Source organism: Paenibacillus sp. FSL H8-0548, assembly GCF_038630985.1.
In the GTDB taxonomy this organism is placed as follows: Bacteria; Bacillota; Bacilli; order Paenibacillales; family Paenibacillaceae; genus Pristimantibacillus.
The window spans coordinates 1,877,944-1,896,222 of record NZ_CP152049.1 but is presented as its reverse complement, the minus strand read 5'-3'; the positions used below and the strand labels follow the sequence as shown (position 1 = coordinate 1,896,222).

15 protein-coding genes are annotated in these 18,279 nt (G+C 42.9%); 1 reads left to right on the top strand and 14 read right to left on the bottom strand.

The features are described from left to right. Positions 1-54: 54 nt before the first annotated feature. The 7 genes from kduD to MHI37_RS07965 form a co-directional block, all read right to left on the bottom strand. On the bottom strand, positions 55-810 hold the full coding sequence (gene kduD, locus MHI37_RS07995; RefSeq protein WP_076336246.1) for a 2-dehydro-3-deoxy-D-gluconate 5-dehydrogenase KduD: 756 nt from the start codon (positions 808-810) through the stop codon (positions 55-57). A 4-nt stretch (positions 811-814) separates the two neighbouring features. After that, positions 815-1,609, bottom strand: coding sequence for a DeoR/GlpR family DNA-binding transcription regulator (locus MHI37_RS07990; protein WP_076336247.1), 795 nt, complete (start codon positions 1,607-1,609; stop codon positions 815-817). 26 nt (positions 1,610-1,635) lie between these two features. After that, entirely contained in the window at positions 1,636-2,466 is an 831-nt protein-coding gene (gene kduI, locus MHI37_RS07985; protein WP_076336248.1) for a 5-dehydro-4-deoxy-D-glucuronate isomerase, read from the bottom strand. Between the two features lie 174 nt (positions 2,467-2,640). Then, the gene (locus MHI37_RS07980) at positions 2,641-4,335 is read right to left on the bottom strand and encodes an alpha/beta fold hydrolase (protein WP_083676178.1); all 1,695 of its coding nucleotides are present in this window, start codon (positions 4,333-4,335) and stop codon (positions 2,641-2,643) included. 46 nt (positions 4,336-4,381) lie between these two features. Further along, positions 4,382-5,491: a DUF5808 domain-containing protein gene (locus tag MHI37_RS07975; RefSeq protein ID WP_076336249.1), complete on the bottom strand. Its 1,110-nt coding sequence runs from the start codon at positions 5,489-5,491 to the stop codon at positions 4,382-4,384. 51 nt (positions 5,492-5,542) lie between these two features. Beyond that, entirely contained in the window at positions 5,543-5,935 is a 393-nt protein-coding gene (locus MHI37_RS07970; RefSeq protein ID WP_076336250.1) for a GntR family transcriptional regulator, read from the bottom strand. A gap of 141 nt (positions 5,936-6,076) precedes the next feature. Then, positions 6,077-6,640 carry a hypothetical protein gene (locus MHI37_RS07965; protein ID WP_076336251.1) on the bottom strand — a complete coding sequence of 188 codons (564 nt, stop codon included), beginning with the start codon at positions 6,638-6,640 and terminating at the stop codon, positions 6,077-6,079. 273 nt (positions 6,641-6,913) lie between these two features. Between MHI37_RS07965 and MHI37_RS07960 the strand changes: the two genes are divergently transcribed. Then, complete coding sequence (locus MHI37_RS07960; protein ID WP_256710427.1) at positions 6,914-7,987, top strand: ATP-binding protein; 1,074 nt, start codon at positions 6,914-6,916, stop codon at positions 7,985-7,987. A gap of 712 nt (positions 7,988-8,699) precedes the next feature. Here the strand turns inward: MHI37_RS07960 and MHI37_RS07955 are convergent. The 7 genes from MHI37_RS07955 to MHI37_RS07925 form a co-directional block, all read right to left on the bottom strand. Beyond that, entirely contained in the window at positions 8,700-9,224 is a 525-nt protein-coding gene (locus MHI37_RS07955) for a hypothetical protein (RefSeq protein WP_076339986.1), read from the bottom strand. Positions 9,225-9,363: 139 nt separating this feature from the next. Further along, positions 9,364-10,308, bottom strand: a complete 945-nt coding sequence (locus MHI37_RS07950; RefSeq protein ID WP_076339987.1) for a carbohydrate ABC transporter permease — start codon at positions 10,306-10,308, stop codon at positions 9,364-9,366. Between the two features lie 14 nt (positions 10,309-10,322). After that, positions 10,323-11,297, bottom strand: coding sequence for an ABC transporter permease subunit (locus tag MHI37_RS07945; protein ID WP_076339988.1), 975 nt, complete (start codon positions 11,295-11,297; stop codon positions 10,323-10,325). 98 nt (positions 11,298-11,395) lie between these two features. Beyond that, complete coding sequence (locus MHI37_RS07940) at positions 11,396-13,096, bottom strand: ABC transporter substrate-binding protein (RefSeq protein ID WP_144023824.1); 1,701 nt, start codon at positions 13,094-13,096, stop codon at positions 11,396-11,398. Between the two features lie 142 nt (positions 13,097-13,238). Next, positions 13,239-15,011: a sensor histidine kinase gene (locus MHI37_RS07935; RefSeq protein ID WP_306010688.1), complete on the bottom strand. Its 1,773-nt coding sequence runs from the start codon at positions 15,009-15,011 to the stop codon at positions 13,239-13,241. A 49-nt stretch (positions 15,012-15,060) separates the two neighbouring features. Beyond that, the gene (locus MHI37_RS07930; protein WP_076339994.1) at positions 15,061-16,641 is read right to left on the bottom strand and encodes a response regulator; all 1,581 of its coding nucleotides are present in this window, start codon (positions 16,639-16,641) and stop codon (positions 15,061-15,063) included. 618 nt (positions 16,642-17,259) lie between these two features. Then, positions 17,260-18,129 carry an aminoglycoside phosphotransferase family protein gene (locus MHI37_RS07925; protein WP_076339989.1) on the bottom strand — a complete coding sequence of 290 codons (870 nt, stop codon included), beginning with the start codon at positions 18,127-18,129 and terminating at the stop codon, positions 17,260-17,262. Positions 18,130-18,279: the final 150 nt, after the last annotated feature.

The window sequence follows — 18,279 nt, the reverse complement described above, 5'->3', positions numbered from 1 at the left end:
AGAACAATTAACGCGCTCTGGGCTGTCTTATTTTTGTTGTCGTTATAACCAAACCTATCTAACCAGCCAACCGCCGTCAACAGCCAAAATGTGGCCGTTCATATAATCAGAGGCTGCAGATGCTAAAAATACTGCTGGTCCGATCAAATCCTCAGAATTGCCCCAACGTCCTGCTGGGATACGCTGCAGGATTTGAGCACTGCGTACAGGGTCCTCACGAAGCGCCTCCGTATTGTCCGTACTCATATAGCCTGGCGCGATCGCATTTACCTGTAAGCCTTTGGCCGCCCATTCACTAGCAAGCGCTTTGGTAAGCCCTGCTACCGCATGCTTGCTGGACGTGTAGCCCGGAACATTAATGCCCCCTTGGAAAGTCAGCATCGATGCGATATTAATAATTTTTCCTGAGCCCTGCTCAATCATATGCTTGCCTGCAAGCTGTGAAAGAAGAAAAACAGAATTCAAATTCACGTCAAGCACGGCTTGCCAGTCCTCATAGCTATGCTCTGCGGCAGGCGTACGACGAATAATACCCGCATTGTTGACCAAAATATCGATTCGTCCCAGCTCATCCACTGTACGTTCAACAATACCCGCCAGCTTCGTGCGATCCGATACATCCGCTTGAATCGTAATAGCTTTGCGTCCTAGCTCTCGTACTGCATTCGCTACCTTATCAGCAGGCGTGCTGTTCGTAACAAGTGCTACATCGGCACCCGCTTGCGCAAGTCCTAGAGCGATTGCTTCGCCAAGACCGCGTCCGGCGCCTGTTACGATAGCAGTTTTTCCCGTCAAATCAAACAAACCCATCGGATCAAGTCCTCCCTTTCGTTCGCTTCCCGCTATCTGAGAGCGCCGCTTTCATCATCCGTATAGGAAGCGCCTCATATTTCTCTGCTACCTCTTGCGAAATTCCATCATCTGTAATGATGTAGTCAATCTCGCTCAGTTCAGCAAAAGTAATTAAAGCGCCTTTATCGAATTTATGGTGATCAGCTAAACAATAAACAACCTTCGCGTTGTCCATATACAGCTTCTTGAGCTTAGCCAATTCTTCTGTAAATATCGTAAGCCCGTATTCAAGGTGAATACCTGTCGTAGATAGGAACAGCTTATGAACGTTCAGCCGATTTATCCACTCCTGTGATTCAGCACCGATAAGCAAATTATTATGACGATAACCGCCTGGTATAACAAGCCTCACCTGGTCCTTCATCGTAAGCTCACGAATAATGAGCAAATCATTCGTCAGCACCGTTACCGGCATATTAGGCAGTTTCTTCGCCATCTCAAGCGTCGTGCTGCCTGCATCAAGCGCAATAATATCGTTAGGCTCGATGCAGGAAAGCGCAAGCGCAGCAATGGCCGACTTCTCTTGCCCATGCTTACTGTTTGGGAACTGCAGCGGATACAGGCTATTCTCGCTCCCCTGCTCTACTACAGCTCCGCCATGCGTCCGCTTGAGCAGACCCTTCTCTTCGAGCCTCTCTAGATCCTCACGAACCGTCTTTTCTGTAACGCCAAACTGCTCACTAAGCTCGGATACTTTGACCGCGCCAAGCTGCTCCAGTTTCTCTATAATTTTGCGATGCCGTTCAGCAGCAAGCATGGTACACCCCCCTGTAGCGAATACTTCTATTTTAGCTCGCTTGCAGGTACTGCGTCCATGTCTGTAAATGTATAGTTCTCGCCTGCCATTGACCAGCAGAACGTGTAGTTGCTCGTACCAACTCCGGAGTGAATAGACCAAGGCGGCGAAATGATCGCTTGCTCATTGGCTACAACCAGATGCCTTGTTTGCGAAGGCTCGCCCATCATATGAAATACGCGTGTATCTGCATTCATATCAAAGTATAGGTATGCTTCCATACGGCGATCATGTACGTGAGAAGGCATCGTATTCCAAACGCTTCCTGTTTTCAAGCTAGTTACGCCAAGCATCAACTGGCAGCTTTGAATGCCGTCTGCATGAATATATTTGTAAAGTACACGCTCATTTGAAGTTTCTTGTGAGCCAAGATGGGACGGATTCGCTTCCTCTACCGTCATTTTGCGTGTAGCGATTTCTTTATGTGCAAGCGCGGAACAGAAATACAGCTTTGCAGGGTTCTCTTTATCAACGCTTGAAAGCAAGACTTGGCGTTTTCCTTTACCAACATAAAGCACTTCAAGCTTGCTTAGCTCATAAACCTCGCCATCCACAGAAATAGAAGCTGGTCCGCCAATGTTCAAGAAACCAATCTCACGGCGCTCCAAGAAATATTCTGTTTTCAGTGTTGCAGAATCCTCAAGAACAAGAGCTTCGTTTACAGGTACTGCTCCGCCAACGATCATGCGGTCATAATGCGTATATGTCATTTTGATTTGATCCTGCTCGAACAGGCTCTCGATCAAAAACTCACTGCGTAGTCGTTCAGTATCATATTGCTTTACATCGGTAGGGTTTGTAGTATGGCGTACTTCCATTGGGATAAAACCTCCTGTTTTGTTTGTTTTCGTTCGTTTATTAGTGTAACACACATTTACGAACATTAGTAGATGGTTTTATTTATATGTTCCTCCCCCCTGTAGGATGTGCCTACAAATAATAGAAAGCCCGTCTCTTAATCCCCATAGAGGAAAAAAGCGACAGGCTTTTTATTATTGTTTATTTTTCAATATCCAGGAGGCCACGTCGTTGATAACTTCTTGGGCCACATGGCCAGGATAGTTATATTCATCCAAAGTACCCTTGCCAACTCCATCATATTTGACGAAGAAATGATTTAAATCAGGATAGAGCTTGAATGAAACATTTTCTTTCCCTTGGAACAGCTTCTTCCATTCAAGAAAATCTTTATCCGAATAAACCTGGAAGTCATTATCGCCTTGCAGAACCAAGAGCGGCTTAGTCAGCTTGACTGCATAATCACGGGTGCTATGAGCGTCCATCTCCTTGAAGTAGGTTGCTGGAATTCCGAATACAGTTGATGACTTCGCTTCTTCTGCAGATAAATTCGCTATCATTTGCGCACGCTTATATTCGGTTTCCAACCAGACTTCATTCGCTGCCTTGGCCTCGCCATCTTTCATTGCTGCAATAAAGCTGGCGTTCTGATCGTAAACGATTTCCCACAAACTTCTCGGAGAACCAGCCAGCAGCACGAGGCCCGCAAAATCACCGCCTTCCGCATCAATTCGCGGCGCCAGCATGCCTCCAAGGCTATGTCCGATCACAAATACCTGTGTCTCATCAATTCGAGCATCCCTCTTCAGCAGCCCTGCCGCGGCTATGGCATCGTCAACGGTTTCCTCCTTCACCGTTATGCCCGCAACTTCTTCTGCTGTAAGGGAGCTTCCGTGTGTATAGGTGCGTTTGTCATAGCGAAGTACCGCTATCCCTTGTTCAGCCAGCCCCCATGCAAGGTCTCGGAACGGCGTGTAAGCACCAGCCGTTTCATTGCGATCGCTAGGTCCGGATCCATGCACAAGCACAACCGCAGGTACGGGTCCAGCTGCATTTTTCGGCAGCGTTAACGTTCCTTCAAGCGGAAAGCGAGACGTTTCGCCGATGATAATCGTTTCTTCTGTTACTCCAGCAGGAGCCTCGCCATCAAGCGGTGCAGGCTGGATGAGTATACCGGTCAACAGACCTGTACGATTAATCGTAAGCGTCAGCTTCATATTCATTTGCTCGAATCCCAGAATCGAAACAACCATTGTTCCTCCATCATCGATGGGGCTTGATGAAAGTGAGACGATTTTTTTATATTCACCAGTCTGCTTTAAAACTTCTTTCCATGTTGCATCTAGAACGGGCAGTGGAATCGCTTTCTGAAGTTCTTGGTCAAAATAATCATTCCAAAGCTGCTCATAGCCGCCTTTATTCATTAAATCGATGACTTGCTCAGCAAGTATCTCGGTATTCAGCTCTATTTTGGAAATAGTCAGCTTTTTCGTTTTCTCATCATAAACCGTTTTAATGCCCAGTTCTTTAGAGAAAAACGATAGCGGCACGTATGTACGGTACTGCTTGGTTGCAGAAGCTGAGCTGAAAGCGTGAGCTTTACCGTTTATGGAAATCTGGCTCTCACCAATCTTGAACACAGCCGTTAGTTTATCCGATGTAAGTCGAACTTCATTTTTAGCTTTTTCATAGGAAACCTTCATCCCCAGCCCGCTGGCAAGGTCGCGAACCGGCAGCATCATTTCACTGCCCTTCCAATAAGGCTTTCCATCTGTGAACACAACTTCCTGTCCGTTTACAAGCACACTGATATCAGCGGATGAGGCAGTGACGGATTGAGCGTTGATGAACAATAACAATACTAAGCCAGATAATAACCATTTTTTCATGAATGAATGTCCTCCTCTAATTTGTTTGATGCTAAACGCAACATCTTTAACCTCCCAACACGATGGAGATTATGATGACAGCTACAAGAATAATAAGGATTAACCATGCAAGAGGATGGCCGAAATTAAGCGTCCAGCCGATACCGAAGCGTTTCTCTAGGAATAGAGCTGGGTCTGACGGATTGTAATAAATGCTGCCCAGCTTCCAGTGACGATCATTGTCCGTCGGCCCTGTACCAATAGAGCTTACCGATCCCCCCGGCATACGAATGCGACTTCCGCCTTGACCTAACCGGATTGAGAGCCAAATGCTCCCTACTACGATCAACGCAGGTATAGCCGTAGATACAATTAGGATGCTTGATGGCGGCAGCGCAAGTAACGGGACGATTGATATAAAAGAAAATAGCATCGTAATCAACAATCCCGTTGCAACATTAAAAACAGACCAGCTATGCCGAAATTTCATACTGCGCTGAACAGATGCTTCAGGATCTGCCGCATCGATCTGTTGTTTACTAATGACGATACTGTAGTTGATAAAGAGGAATAATACGATCATGATAAACTGAGTCCCAATCGGCCAAAGTAAAGCGGAATAGGATTTCGCAACAACGGTTGTCGCGTTTCCGGCAAAATCATACTGCATAACCAATTGATCCGGAAACTGATCATAATAGAGCAGAACGATAGCAAGCGTCGAAAGGGCTAGTACAAAATGCGGTATAAACCAGTAGAATGACACGGAATGCTTGCGCCGTCTAAACGAGGTATCAATAATAGCCGACTGGATAACCGGATTCGTCCATTCTCTTTCGCGCTTCATTCTTTTCATTTTAAAATGAAAGAAAAGATAGGCAGCGAAGGAGATTCCAATCACAGCAATCGTATAGCCGCCAACTGTCATCGACATTTGCTGCTCGTCCAAGCGGTTTATCAAGATCGCAGCAGAAATAAGCAATATTGAATGAATGATGGCTAGAACAATTACATATTTTTTTCTCATCCTTCGTACATCCGAATGCCAATAAATTTCCTCCGTGATAGAAATGCCGAAGCTTTCTGTTCGTCTGGTGAGATAGGGTGTCGCAATCAAGATAACGCTAATGGGGATAAAAATAGTTGCAAGCAGCAGCCAAAAGCTCCAATGTTCCATTATAGATGACCAGCCTTTCTAATGTAGTTATTTGCAAACAGGAGTGAGCAGCTAGGTCGCTTTGCCAGTTGAACGAATTTGCTTGAAGATCGAACGGCATAGCTCGACTAGAGCGTCCTCGCTAACGTTGTGGCATATGGATTCGCTGATGAGCGGCCTCACCTTCTCCTCCAGCTGACGGTAATAAGCCTCGTCTGCATTAGGAAGACCAAGCTGCACAACGACGCCCTTTTGACGATGTATCTCTACGTAGCCATCCTGCTTAAGCGCCGAGTAGGCTTTGTTCACCGTATGCATATTTATACCCAGATCAGAGGACAGAGAGCGTACGGATGGCAAGGCTTCCCCGGGAGCAAGCGCGCCGCTAGCAATCCCCTCTATAATTTGATTAGACAATTGAGTATAAAGAGGAACATCCGATTGCAAATTGATTTTTATCATCATTATGATCACTACCTTCATTGTTCCATCTGTTATATATATACTATAACAGATAGTACATAAAAACAAGAAAAAAGAGAAACCCCTCGTCTTAAAAAGACATGGATTTCTCAATGTTATTAATCGCCCACCTATTTCCCATACTTACTCCACCGTAATCGTCGTGTAGACAGAACCATCATAATGACTGTTCACAACTTCCTCACCTAACGAGAATAGGCAGTTGGCAGAAATAAAATACGTGCCGCTCGGCAGCAGCAGATCCTTCTCCTCATAAAACTGTTTCCAGAAGCTTGCATCGGGATCATCGTTCGAGTATCCTCCACTTTTGTAGAAAGGGAATTGCTGCGTCTCTCCTTTTTTTAATGTAGTCGCTACAAGCTCTGTTGTGTTGGCACCTTCCATTTCAAATTTCTTGCCATCTGTTAAGTAGAAGCCAATATACGTTCGGCCTCCCCAGATCGTTATCGATTCTTCCTCTCCGATATACGTTAAACTGACGGAATAATCGATGGGCTCGTTTTTTGCGAACACCGTTTTATTCATATTCAAGCTCATTTCGAACAGCTCGTCTTTATACTGCAGCTTGGGTTCCGCCATTTTTTCCATAAGAATAGGGTCTATCGAATTTTGCTCTTGATCTTTGTTATTCGGGCTGCTGCATGACGATAATATTAAAATGATCGCTATCCAAAGTAACGGCTTCATAAATCCAATCCCCCTTCATTTAGTCAATCTCAATCATTAGACGCTTTCTTACACTCACTTGTTTCATTTCCTTAGTCCATACATCTCATGCTTTCTCAAGACAGACTTAGCTCCTAAACAATTGCATAGTAGATCGCAATTCGAGGATTTACTTGAATATGGTTTACAATTAATTATTCAAGTATTATAATTACGTAATTACGTAATGTAGAACTTTATGCGAATGGAGTGGTTTTTTTGTCAGACTCAAGAGACTACGGTATTGAGTTGGATGTGTTAACTAAAGAGATGCATGAACTCAAGCATCTGGTTAACCAATTGCTTTCTAAGCCTTCCTCACAAAAAAATGAAGAACCAGCTGATTTTAATATTGAAGGTAACGATAATAGCGATGGAAACGAGTTAGGAGCGATCTTTTATTCCGGCCAATATCACGGTCAAAATGGCTATAGATGGATGCCTCAGCAGAAAAGTGTCACACAGTTGCTTGAACTCAATAGTGATAAGGTATCAAAAATATTAGCCGCTCTCGGAAACAAGCAGCGTCTCGATATTTTAACAGCTGTCATGCGCAAACCGCTTACCGGTCCTGAAGTTGTAGAGCAATTAAATATGGGCACGACCGGACAGCTTTATCATCACACCAAAGCCTTGCTCGGAGCCGATTTAATTGTTCAAGAGGAGCGAGGCGGCAAATATTCACTTTCTCCACACCGTTCGCTGCCTTTCCTTCTCTTACTCGCTGCCAGCTCAGATTTACTCGACACAACCGATTATATGGAGCTTGCGGAGGCCAGAAATAATGTGGGCTCTTATTTAGGATCAAGTCAGTCATATGATCCCCACCATCTCCTTTCAGCTGTCATTGAAAACACCCTATTGGAACATCAGGCTGGATACTGTACCGAGGTCACTCTAATCCTTCAAAACGATAATAGCATTACCATCGCCGATAACGGTCGCGGGATTCCAGTCCATGCACTCCCGAACTCGAACAAAACCAATGTCCAGGCAATTCTTACTGAAATTAGCCATGATCATCTCAGTGCTTCAATCCTGGCTCCTGACGGGACAAAAGGTATTCATTTGCCTGTTGTCAATGCCCTGTCCGATAGGCTTATTGTAGAGATACGGAGGGAAGGAAAGGTACGGCGGCAAGAGTTCAAGCACGGCATCCCGCAAACCGAGCTGCTCGTCACCGGAGTTACGAAGGAAACGGGGACAACAATTACGTTCAAACCCGATCAAGATATTTTCAGAGCTAGCTTTAATCAGACAACAATTTCAAATCATTTAGCTGCTTTGAAAGAAATCTATCCTAATTTAAAGCTCGAAATACTACAATAACTACCTCACTATAGGAACAAAATTACCCATACGGATGATTGGAAATCGTAGACGCGTCAGCTCACGCTTCTAACGGAAACCACAGACGCTAAATCGCCTTTATTTTTCGTTGCAAGATTCTAACGGAAGCACAGGCCTCTATTTGTACCCTACATGCACGATCTCGCTTCATTTCTGCGGAATAGCGTCTCCCACTTCCGTTAAAATGTGACGCTAACCCAAAATGCAACTTTAGCGTCTCTGGCTTCCGTTAGCTTTCGTTAGCTGCACACTGGCTGCTGCCGAAGCATATTATCAACAGGTTCGGAGAATGCATAGTTTCCCTATACAACAAAAAAGAGGGCTGCTTCAAAGGTTCTAACCTTAAGAATCAGCCCTCTTTTCATTTTTTTATTCGTCCCTCTCAGCAACACTCTACATCTTATCCACTAATGATTTCACATGTTCTTTCACTTGTAGTTTCTCTTCCTCAGTCAAAGGAATCGATCGATGTCTCTCAAAATCCTGATCAGGTATGAGTATCGTTGAGGGCTCCTGCCGTTCTTCTTTTTGGGAATCTCCGTCTTCACATAAAGGCCTCAATATGCTCATATTTCTCAGCATCGCTGCAAGCACTTAAGAGAAGGAGAGCAGCACAAATCAGACTAATTTTCATTGCACTCGCTAAGAAATCTATTCCTCTTCTAAAATTCAACGTCCCACCCCTAATTCACTATGGTAAAATCAAGCTAAATGTCGGATCGAGCGCCTCCTGTTCTCCCACTGCTATTTCAGGAGTATATTCCAGTCCCATAATCAGTTCCTTTAGTTTTTGCGTGGCGGCAGGCGATAGCCGATAGCCCGTCCCGGTATCACTTACCTCGGTGTACATCCCGGTATCCGATTTTGGATGCAGCCATAGATGATACGAGCGCTTTGAGCTCTCTTGATTAATAACAATATCGTAATCCGGCTTGATCACATCAAGAATCCCTTCGATTCTATCTGCTGTTCCGATGGCGTCTTCAAAAGCCTGTATGTCGTCCGATTGTGTAAACACACCATAGATGGCACTATTCACGCTTCCAAACTGCTGAGATCTGCTTACCGTTACCTGCGTAACATCTATCGTTTCCTTCGTTAACACGTTATTGCTGACGTTTGTCGCAAGCGGTAGTTCTGAATTTGACATGCAGCCAGAAGTCGCTGCCAAGCATACCGCAAGCAATAGAGCTGTTCCAAACTTAGATTTAAACATATAATCACCTCGTCATTACAAACGCTTATTCATGGGTAAAGGTTGCCTTTTCCCTATCCCAACAAAAAACAGCCCTTTACGTTGAAAACGTAAAGGACTGGATAGTAACTACCTTATTTCATAATGGTCATAAACGCAATTAGCCCTTCACGCCGCCAACCGTCATGCCCTTCACAAAATATTTCTGCAAAAACGGATAAACCATAATAATAGGCAAGGAGGCTACAATGGTCATCGTTGCTCGAATCGCAAACGGCGTTACCGTATTGGCTCCTGAATTATTAGCATTGGCGAACGCATCACCAGCCGATTTTGGCGTTAAGGAAGCATTTGAGTTTTGAAGAATTTTTTGAAGCTCATATTGCAATGTGCTTAGATCAATATTCGATGAATTATATAGGAATACGTCAAACCATTGATTCCATTGATATACGGCCGAGAACAGCGCAACAGTCGCAAGTACAGGCACACAAAGCGGCAGGACGATGCTGTAGAACATTTTAAAATCCCCCGCCCCGTCTATTCTTGCCGACTCTAAAATACTCTCAGGCAATCCTTCAATAAAGGAACGAATGATGATCAGGTTAAATACGCCAATCAAGCCTGGGAAAATGTACACCCAGAAATTATTAAGTAAACCCAAATCACGGATCAATAAAAAGTTCGGAATGAGGCCGCCATTAAAATACATCGTTAAAATAAACGCCATCGTAACGAACTTGCGAAGCACATACTCCTGTCTCGTAATGGTGTACGCCACCATCGCTGAACAAAACACAGTAGAAATCGTGCCGATCACCGTACGCAGCACGGATATGAGCGTCGCGTGAAAAATGGTTGATTCCTTCAAAACATAGGCATAGTTGTCTAATGTCCATATCCTTGGCAGTAAATAAATGCCGCCCTTTATTGAATCCGTCGCGTTGTTGAGCGAAATAGCGGCTGTGTTCAGAAAGGGATACAAGGTTACAATCATTAGCAGAGTAAGAAAAATGTAATTGCAAATATCAAAGATTTGATCACCGCTCGACGAGCGAATGCGGCTTTTCTTCGTTGAAGCATTACTTGTTGCTACATTATTCATGATGATCCCTCCTTCTAAAAGAGTCTGGACTCGCCCATACGCTTCGCAAGATTATTTGCTGCAAATAATAAAATAAAGCTAATAATGGTTTTAAACATACCCCCCGCAATCGAGAGCGAGTAGTTGCCCTGCGCAATCCCGTATTTCAGAACAAATATGTCAAGGTTTTCGGAATAGTCGATGTTCATGCCGTTGCCTAGCAAATATTGCGGCTCGAAGCCCGATTCCAGCAAATACCCAATATTCATAATAAGCAAAACGATAATAACCGGTTTAATGCCCGGCAGTGTTACATACCACATCCGTTTGATTCGTCCTGCCCCATCCATCTCCGCTGCTTCATATTGCGCAGGGTCAATCATCGTCATGGCTGCCAAATAGACGATTGTATTCCAGCCAACGTCTTTCCATACTGAGCCTGCTCCGAAAATCCCCCAGAAATATTCTGGTATGCCGAGGAATAAAATTTCCTCGCCCTTCTCTAAAAAACCGAACCAAAGCAACATTTCATTAATAATGCCATCTGGTGATAATGTCGTCTGGATAATACTTGCTGCAACTACCCATGAAATAAAATGGGGCAAGTAGCTAACCGTCTGGACAATACGTTTAAAGGCAACCTTGCGTACCTCATTTAATAGCAAAGCCAGTGTAATCGCCGTAACAAAACCAAGAACCAAATTGATGCCGCTCATAGCAAGCGTATTTCGCAGAACACGAATAAAACGCTCATCCTGAAACAAAAATTGAAAGTGATCGAAGCCTACCCATTTCTGTTCACCAAAGCTTTTGGCTGGCTTGTAATCTTGAAAAGCAATGGTCCACCCCCATAGAGGCATATATTTAAAAATAAACAACCATGCTAGAAAGGGGATTGACATAAGCACAAGCACACGCTGCTCCAATAGCTTCATGGCAAATCGCTTCAGTCCTGTAGGCTTCTTAGGCAACACCAGGTTTGACGTTGTCATCGTTGGTTTACTTTCCATCATTTATCTCTCCTTCCGGACTGAACCTTACCCATGTATGGAGAAAGGCCGGCTTATACTTGCATAAGTCCGGCCTTGCACCGTTACTTAGAGCATTATTATTTTGCTGCTTCGATCAATTTCTTCACTTCTGTAGTCGTCCAGCTCTCATAGGCTGCTGTATCCAGCTTGCCGAAAGCAGTTATATACTCTGTCCATACTTTTTCAAAATCAGCTGGTTTTGCAAGAACAAGTTTAGGGAAATACTTTTTCGTAATTTCATCTTTTTTGGTTTCCCAAATTTGTTGTTCCGAGCCTTGCTCCTTCGGAATTCCCCATGCAGGGTACCATGGACGATCATCTGGAGCTGCGAATAATTCCGCATACGTCTTAACGCCGTATTTTTCTAGTATCGTTTTGTCTTCATTCGTCAAGCTCATTTGGAATACTTCAGGCTGCAGGCCAGGAGCAACGGAATTTCCATCCGGAAGGGAAGAGCCATTGCCGTATAACGGCCAGTTCCAAGAATAATATTTGAAGCCGAATTTTTCGTTAAACGATTCATCGATTTTCACGATTTGTTCCGCAGTACGATACATGCGGCCCTTATCATCTACTTCGAATGTATCTCCTTTAATGCCCCATCTTTGAAGAATTTGATTCTCATCCGTTAATAGGTTATCTAGATATTGGATGATGCGAGCAGGGTCCTTCGCACTTTTTGTAATTCCCAGACCGCGGTTTTTAACAAAGCCTGGAGGATCAAGATATTGATCCTTCTGCCCATCAAACGTAACTGGCAGCGGGAAATAAACGAAATCATCCTGCGTAGGATCTTGCTTGGCAGCGTCCTTCAGCGCATTTTGTGCATTGGAAAACTGCCATCCGTAATCGAAGAAGCCAACAACCTTATGAGAAGTCAATTTCGCCAAATATTGATCGTAATTGTCTACGAAGGATGCTTTATCAAATAAGTTATCTGCATTGAGCTCGTTCAGCTTTTGCAGCCAACGTTTCGTATTGTCATCAGCTGCATACGTTTTGGCATCAAAGGTCGTCATATCGACGATTACGTTGCCGTCATTCGGATAACCTGCCAAATGATTTGGAGGGTTTGAGGTTGCGAAAAATCTCCAGTCATGTGTCAAAGAAACCATCCCAGTCAAATCTTCATCTTTATGCTTCTCTACGAAGTTTTTAATGAGATCAAAATAAGCATCAAGCGTTTTGATTTCCGGATAACCTGCTTCTTTCAACACTCGGCGTTGTATCCAGAAAGCACCCTGGTTAATATTCGGATCTGGAATGTACTCGCCAACAGTATTGGAGAATGGCAAGAAATAAATTTTCCCGTCTTCTGCTTTCATTTGATTGAAATATGAACCGTAAACGCGTTTAATGTTAGGTCCATATTGTTCAATCAGATCATCGAGAGCAATGAAGGCGCCAGCATCAAGAATCTTGTCGATAGCCGCATCCGGAAGCATGACATCTGGATAGGCGTTTGATGCGATCATCGTTCCGATCTTCGTATTTAAATCGCCCACCAAATGCTCAATTTTAAAGTTGACACCTGTTTGATCCTCAAGAATTTTACCAATAGTCGTCTCGTTTGAATTTGTATCCTTAGCTGCCGCAACACCGTTGAAATAACTAAATGTTACTTTCTCCACTGGCTTAGTCGTTTCTTCAGCTGCCGTTTCCTTAGGTGTGTTCGTGCTGTTAGACGTCTTGGTATCTCCGCCATTGTTGTTATTCGAGCATGCAGCAGTAATAACCATGAAGGCAGCCATACAAATAAATAATAATTTCTTTGTCACTTTTTCTAGCCCCTTTCAACTCTATTTATTTTTGTAAGCACTTTCATTATAAAAAATTACGATCGCTTTGCTTACCCAGTAAACTATAGTTCGTGCTTAAAAAAGCATATATACTTCAGGCCATCTTCCCAAAATGGCTTCATTATTCCACTGGTACTCTGACTCGAATATAAGTACCTTGCCCAGGTTCACTTTCAATTAATATTTGAAAACGATCACCGTAGATCAGCTTCATTCGATAAATCACATTTTGTACACCAATGCGCTCTCCAAGCTCTTCCTCACTTTCTAAATAACTATAAAACTGCTTCACCTTGTCCTCATTCATCCCAATGCCGTTGTCTCTAATCGTAAATATTAAATCATCGCCCTCGCGCTCGATTTGCACCTCAATCCTTCCCCCATGCCTGAGCGGTTCGATTCCATGAATGCTGGCATTTTCTACAAACGGCAAAAAGATCATTTTGGGCACCATACAATCTTTAGCGGAAGGAGCAATCCGAATTTCGTAATTCATTCGATCCTCGAAACGATATTTTTGAATCTCCAGAAAACAAACAATAAACTCCATTTCCTCGCTAACCATAACGCGGTCCTTGCCCCAGGTCAGAGAGGTTCTGAAGATTTTGGCCATATTGTGTATGATTTTCGCCGTTTCCAGCTCGTCCTTAATTAAGCTGCGCATCCGAATCGTTTCAAGCGCATTAAATAAGAAATGAGGATTAATTTGGCTTTGCAGCGCATTCAGCTGAGCTTTCCTGCGTTCCAGCTCTAGTGACTTCGTCTGAATATCCGCAATATAGACATCATCAATCAAGCTTTTTACTTGAATCGTCATCCGATTGAATTCACTCGTTAATTGTCCAATCTCATCCAAATATTCCTCTTGCTTAATCGTATCGAAATTTTGATTTTTCACTTTTTTCATATGTCTCAAAATTTGGACCAGCCGCATATTCAATGAACGTGTGATCCAAAGAATAATCAATGTCGGTATGATAATATTTAAGAAAGACAAAACGAAGATGAATTTCCTCGATTGGCGTACATCCTTGAGAACCTCCTCCTCCGATATCGTCCCAATGATGCGCCAGTCCTCTAAATAGCTCACATAAGAATATTCCGGTTGAATGGTGATGGAATCGGCAGGAAACTGCAGCGTAGCATAATCAGGAGATTCTTTTCTCCAGTTCACCTCAGGATCCGTTGTAAATTGAACCTGTCCCTTATCATTGACCAAATAAATATTGCCTTGTAAATTTTGATTTTGGAAAATCTGTTCGATCGTGCTCGTTTTCAATTCAATTTTCAAAAACTTTTTCCAATTATTTTTAGATTCAAAATAGTTCATTTCACGAATGATGCTGAACGTGTCTCGCGTAATATCGGGGTCGCTCTTCAGATATTGGTCTTCTTTCTGTGAACGGATAAATATAGGGAACGAATTGTTCCTACCCTCCAGCAGTTGAAACCAATCCGTTTGTTTCATTTCATCCGATAGAAACCCAATGCCGCCAGAATGCAGCATAGTAGGATTTTCCACATAAATTTTAATATTTTGAACCGAGGTATATACGGGGGTGTAGCTATTCAAAATTCTACGAAAATAGGAATCGTATGCTTCGACATAAGCAGCAGGCTCTTGGTAATCGGTTTCTAAAATTTCATTTAAATTATAATCGGTATAAAAAACATCCGAGATGGTCACAGCATCCTCCACCTCGGATCGAAAATCATTGTTGATCTGTTCCACTGCCCTCGATATATCCTTCATTCGTTGATTTTTGACATTATTAGTCGTCACATTATAGAAAATAACGTTCGTTAATATGATGGGAAGAAATACAGAAAAAATATAAAGAATGAACATCTTATTGCGTAGACGTACATTGTTGAGACTCAGGTGCAGCTTCACAAGGATATTCCCCTTTTCCTTTGCAGTCGGTTGATTATTGAAAACAAGCTTACTTCAGCTTATTGCGGTATTCTGTCGGAGTCATATGCTCAAGCTTCTCAAATTGGGTTACAAAATAATCGGCGGTGCTAAAGCCCACCTTTTCTGCAATCTCATATATACGCATATTAAGTGATTGACGCAGCAGTTTTTTGGCTTCACTCACCCTGAGCTGAAGAAGAAACTCATTAAAATAGGTGCCATACGTTTTTTTGAATAATTGTCCTAAATAGACAGGGTTTACGTAAAAGAGGGCAGCAATGCTTTTTAAGCTAATATTTTGCGAATAATTGGCCTCTATATAGCTCTTAATTTTGTGAATATCCCCCTTAGACTGCTCCTTCCTAAGCACCCCAATACACTGCTGGCTCTCTTCAAGAAAGGCGAGAAACAGCTTCTTCAATTCACCTAAAGAGAGATTAGTATCCTGCCAGTTAAGCAGCGGCCTTAGCGTTAACAAGGATTGCTCGTCACCCTCCATAGAGCGGATCGTTTTCATAATTCCCATCAAGCATTGTTGAATGTTCATCTTCACAGCCTCCGGCGCATAACGCTTCTCCCGGAAATCTTGAAACCATTTATCTACAGTCGCATTCACTGCTTCAAGCTGCATCTCCTCCATATGCTCCATGAAAAAACTGAATTCAACAGGATCGAGCCCAATGTAATTCAGCTGCTCGGATTGTATACGGTCAGAGATGACTATACGCTTGTCCTCTTGGATATATTTATACAAGGTTGCTTCCTTCGCTGCTTTATACGATTCACGAATTTCTGAAAGCCGGTGAACTGGCGTACCCGCATACAGAAATACTCTGCTGCCTAAATGTGCATCCAGCGCTGTTCTAAGCCTGATCATGAATCTTTCAAGATCCCCATTGAATGGAGCTAACAGAAAGCTCGGTACAAGAATACCAATCCGATTGCGATGCTCATGCAAACAAATCGGTTGCTCTGCACCCGTGACCCGAACAAGCTCCCTCTGAACAAGAGCCTTGAAAGCAGCGTTGGATATTTGTTCCTCTGCAGGCTGCCACCTATGATTATCGTTCAGCTCGGCAAATAAATAATATAAACGTTCGGCTTCCCATAGGTTCAAGCGCTGCTCCCACTCCGCAATCAAAGCATCGCTTGCTTCCCCTAGAATAAGTAATTTAATCATTTCACTGCCGAGCTGCTGATCCTTTTTTTCCTGTTCATCTTGTTTAAGCTTAAGCTTTTCATTCAGCTTGGTGAGTATTTGGGAAAATTCAATGTCATCTATAGGCTTAACAACAAAGTCATGTACGCCAAAGCGCATCGCTTGCTGAGCATAATTAAAATCGTTATAACCGCTCATGATGATGAACGTTGGACTAACGATATTTTCCATCGTGATTTGGCGTATCAGCTCTAATCCGTCAATGACGGGCATGCGAATGTCTGTGATGACAAGCGCAGGCTGAACACGCTTAATTAATTCGAGAGCATCCTCTCCATTATCCGCTTCCCCTACGATCTGAAATCCACAGGCTTCCCAATCGATCAGCTTCATAAGACCTTTGCGGGTGTACACTTCATCATCCACTAGAATTGCACTATGCAGCTGCATCATTCTGTCTTCCTCCCTAAGTTTGAGATCATAGCAGACAAGTTAGATCCTATCATGTATAGCCTCTAAGCTCATATACATTTATCCAATCGTATAAATTGTAATTTCAAACGACCTTAAGCACAATGTGAAAATTAAAGTGCGGTACTAGTAAATTATACATATTGTATTCAAGTGCGCTTTTTGGCGAAAAAAATAGCTCACTGCTGAACGTATGCTGCAGGCCAAAGTGAGCTATATTGCACATTTGCAGCAACTTCCTCCTATTGCGGCTCATTTAGTAATCTATACTGTATATTTTCACTATAGCTTCTCGTTTTAGTGAGCTTGGGGCTATTTGGCACCCGTTTGTCCTCTCTATCCTACAATTTTACAATATAGCGCGTGCAAACCATGAAAAAAGATGCTCTATCCTGCAAATGTGCAGGATGGAGCATCTTAAACGGATGGCAATCATTTTTTATACGAAATAAAGATTTTATTCTTCCCTAACTCAGGAGGAAATTCTCGCTACTTGACCAGAACCAGCACCTGCCTCTAACACTCGCAAGGGACCACAGCCTATTTAATCACCCATTTCGTCGCTCTATCCCTCTTCTGCGACATCTCTCGGAACAACTATCCAATTCTAAAATCCGACTCTTTTAGAAATAGGTTGCTTGTGATTAAGCTGTTTATTCTCTCTATCGTATTAGGTCCTTTGGGTGTGCTGCCGTTTCTATAAAGTAAAATCCATCTGAGACACGCCAACGCTTCAAAAACTTCAAGCTCTTCCTGCTGTATAGCATTTTCCGATAAATAAGCGGAACAAAAAACTTCGGCGTACCGCTCTGATATATATATTTTTTTAAGAATAAGTGACCATGCAAAATCATATCTCGGATCTCCTAATTGTCCGTTCGTCCAATCGATTACGGTGTATCGTTTTTTCTCCTCTAATAGGTTTCCTAGGTGAAAATCACCATGAATAAGTCGTTCCTGCTTAATTTGAGCCATTTTAACGAGAGGAACTAAAACGTCATATAGATCTTGATGTTCTTTTGCCTGAGCAAAAAAATAATCGATGAAATCGTACTTGGGAAGATGTATGTTTCCAATCTCTTCAACGTGGATTTGATGTATCTTTGTTAAGAGCCTCGCAATATCAGTCATTTTCTGTTTATTTACTTTATGGATCGGTGTTCCGTCAAAGGTTGTTAACAGCACCTTATCTGCGTTTGGATTTATCCCCCAGCCTACTGGCTTTGACACTGACAATCCTCGTTCAGAGAGGACATTCAACAATCGAAATTGAAAGCTAATATCAGGCTTGGAACTCTTACACCATACTTTCAACACAAAGCTCTCAGCAGCCGAACTTATCTTCATAACTTCAGCTTCAAATCCTTGATCCATGGAATGTATCATTAAGCTATCCTCTAGATTTAATAAGTCATCCATCATTTCATTTTTTTCTATCCAATCCACATCTCCTATAATATTTCCCATGAATAATCATCCTTCCGCAATGAGACGATTTAATGGAGAGCTGCCGTGTCTCCTTATTACATTTTATATTTTCCTAATAATAACATTTGCGATAATAAAAACTCTACATCTATTCCCCAAAAAAAGCTGCCTCAACAAGGCATAATGCCT